The organism is Paenibacillus sp. 01L418, from assembly GCF_056400045.1.
In genome coordinates this window covers 1-3,040 of record NZ_JBFTSN010000606.1, presented here as the reverse complement: position 1 = coordinate 3,040, position 3,040 = coordinate 1, and the positions used below count along the sequence as shown (strand labels likewise).

Genomic DNA, 3,040 nt, shown 5'->3' with positions numbered 1-3,040 from the left:
GCTTCTTGGACAGCCTGTTTTAGTCCAGCTTCACCAACGACAAATACGGATGCACCTGGCTTCATCGAAGCGATATGCTCAGAAGCCGCTTGCGCGGACGTGCATACCTCTTCAGCAGCAGCTGGAATACCCATTTTCATTAGCCTTTCAGCTACCTCATCGGGTGTAGAAGAGGAGTTGTTTGTAACAAAGCGATATGGAAGCTTAATCTCTCTCAAATAAGTGATGAGTTCAGCTGCACCAGCAATTTGATGAGTACCGTGATATAACGTTCCGTCAAGATCAATTAATAAGCCGCGCATGGCAGGCAGTCCCGTTGTCATCGTTGTTTTCCTCCCAAGGGTAAACGGCAGTCGCCACTATAGTGGTCAAGCTTACGTTTTCCGTTGAAAGATAAGCTATATAGTTGAGCTGCAGCTGTCTGTTTACGCTTTTATCCTATTTTAAAAAGTAGCTTCTTAATGAACATGTTTGGTTGATTTGCGGCGCAGCCTTGCTATTCGATTACGCAAAGCATCGAGCTCCGCTCTTTTTTTGGCATCGGGCCGAATGAGCTGCGAATGATTCAGCGMACGTTCAAAAGCTGCATTCGCATATCCTAAAGCTGACTCAAAATCTTTGATCTTATGCTCATAATACATGGCAAGCTCAATGCTTGCTTCATGGGCAGCAGATCCAAAATGATTAGAAGAATGAATAATAGCCTTCTGCCACAATAACACAGCACGATCCCAATTTCCAGCCTTCTTGTCCCGCGCGGCAAGCATGACTAGTGTAGAAGGTTTTGAGTTCTCTTCCTTCATGGCTAAATCGAATAAATGATCAGGAAGCTCCATTTTACCCATACGCTCTAGCCAAAGACCTGTGCGCACCATCTCCTCAGGCTCATCGGGCAACGGAATATACAACTTAATCGTTCCGTTTAACAAATGTCCAAATCGAATCGCTAGACAAGCTAGGGATAACATATCTATTTCGTTATGGCGAAAAACTCCCTCAAGCGGTGCTGGATCTCCATTCGCCAGAAATTGAAAATAAAGCTGAGGAGCGAGTGATCCTGGAACGTCATCCTCCCGGTGAATACCGAGCCGCTCTTCTTCAACATGGCTCAATTTACACGAAACGAGCGTATTACGCCATATCGATCTTGCAGGATGCAAGAAATCAAGATGCTGAGGCTCCCACATTTTTTGGCCAAGTCCATTCATAATAAAACGATTTTGAACGAGCGGCCAATCGAAGGTTTTTCCGTTGTAGGTGGACAAAAAAGTATAATCGTTCAGCTTCCCCATCAAATAATGAAGCATTKCCCGCTCTTCAGCAGGATGCCTGATCAACGCTTGCTCGATGACAAATTGGTCCTTTGACAAATAGCCTATGCCAACCATGAAAGGAACGTTCCCTGCTCCAACGCCTAAACCTGTCGTTTCCAAATCAAGAAACATAATTTGTTCCGCAGATGTTAAAGAATCAGGATGAAACGCTGATAAGGCAGGTGCAGCCTCGTGCAGTTCTACTAATGCATGATGACCATGGCGATAATCTGACGGATAAATGATTTTTCGGAGCAAAAAGCTTCCAACTTCATTCGTAACCAGCTTGACATCGAAGGTCTCCCACACGGGTGAAAGCCATTCTTCATTATTTTCCGGCTGTTGTACCATCTTCTCTTCAGTGGCAGGAACCACCGCCGCTGGCTGTTTCTCTTCCTCACGGATGTTTCCCCGCAAACGATTCATTTTATCGCGTAATAAGCTCATCGTTTGCCCTCCGCTTCATTAAGAAGATAACATGTTTGCTTTGACACACCAATCTCATGAATCGGTCCAAGCGGAGCGCGATGAGCGAACTGTATTTCGTACTTGCCAATATAATCCTTCATAATCATAATGACCTCAACAGATCTAAGCTTGTTTGTTTTGCATGAATTCCATATATTTCAGTGCCAATACAAGACGGACAACCATCTTCGCATGGACATTTTCGGATTAATTTTATTGCAGCTTCTTTTACTTCATCAAATCGTTTATATACGTCCTCTGCTAGTCCAATGCCCCCAGGGTAATGGTCATATATGAAAATCGTAGGAAGCTGCGTATGCTCAGCCCTGATTTGTGAAACGACATGAATATCATTTCGGTCACACATTACATGAATAGGTACAATATGCCTAAGCACATTCGCTATTCCAAGAAGCAGCTGTTCTAGCGTTTTTGTTTCAATCGCTGGGTCTACCTCTTTCAATTCTATCCAGGTCGCGCTGGTATGCAATTCATCTTCCGGTAGATTTACTTGGCCGTATCCAATATTTTCAAAACTCGTTAATCGAATTTTCTTAAAAAGTGTTGCGAGAAAATTTACTACAACATCTCCATATATTATGGATGAAGTTCGCTTGCTCTCTATCCTATCCTCTGCTAATACTTTAAGTTTTACCGCCAGATTCGCGTCTGTATAATACTCTACATCGACTTTTCGAACATAAGCCTTCTTATGCTCCCAATCCAGCTTTTCTACTTGGAATTGTACACCTTCATGTAAATAAATGGCTTCATCGTGCAAAAGAGTCATAGCGCTAAAACGGTCCATTTCCCCTATGATTTTCACGTTCGCTGTTTCTGATTGGTCGATGATAACTACATTTTCCTGTGCGGCAGAACGCAGACTTACTTCACTAGCTGGGAAAGCCAGATTAGCCCAATAAAACGTATCAGCTGCTTGAGTGAGTACCCGTTCTTCTACCAGATACTCCAATATGTCTACTATTTCTATTGAACCGAATTGTTCTCCCTTTTTAAAAGGCAGCTCATAGGCGGCACAACGAACGTGATCAACTAGAATGAGTAAGTTTTCCGGATTGATTCTAGCGGATTCCGGGGATCGATCAAAGAAATATTCGGGATTTTGCACAATATACTGGTCAATAGGCGTATTGCTAGCTACCATTAGTACAAGTGCTTCCCCATGTCGTCTTCCAGCTCGTCCAGCTTGCTGCCATGTACTTGCAACGCTCCCTGGATAACCTGTCATAATACAGACC

Annotated in this window: 4 protein-coding genes; all 4 read right to left on the bottom strand. The window is 43.5% G+C overall.

What is annotated here, in order from left to right; translation table 11 throughout:
• A partial coding sequence (locus AC1DSE_RS33480) for an HAD family hydrolase (RefSeq protein ID WP_477528932.1) occupies positions 1 to 323 on the bottom strand: 323 nt, incomplete at its 3' end.
• A 135-nt stretch (positions 324 to 458) separates the two neighbouring features.
• Positions 459 to 1,760 (bottom strand): ribonuclease H-like domain-containing protein, encoded by a 1,302-nt coding sequence (locus AC1DSE_RS33475; protein WP_477528931.1) that lies wholly within the window; start codon positions 1,758 to 1,760, stop codon positions 459 to 461.
• Positions 1,757 to 1,882, bottom strand: coding sequence for a hypothetical protein (locus tag AC1DSE_RS33470; protein ID WP_477511867.1), 126 nt, complete (start codon positions 1,880 to 1,882; stop codon positions 1,757 to 1,759). Before AC1DSE_RS33470 ends, AC1DSE_RS33475 begins: the two co-directional genes overlap by 4 nt.
• Positions 1,883 to 1,884: 2 nt before the next feature.
• The coding region (locus tag AC1DSE_RS33465; protein ID WP_477528930.1) for a DEAD/DEAH box helicase at positions 1,885 to 3,040 on the bottom strand (1,156 nt) is incomplete at its 5' end.

Coding starts and splice junctions, on each gene's coding strand:
- AC1DSE_RS33470 (WP_477511867.1), bottom strand. CDS start 1,882: ATGAAGGATTATATTGGCAAGTACGAAATACAGTTCGCTCATCGCGCT.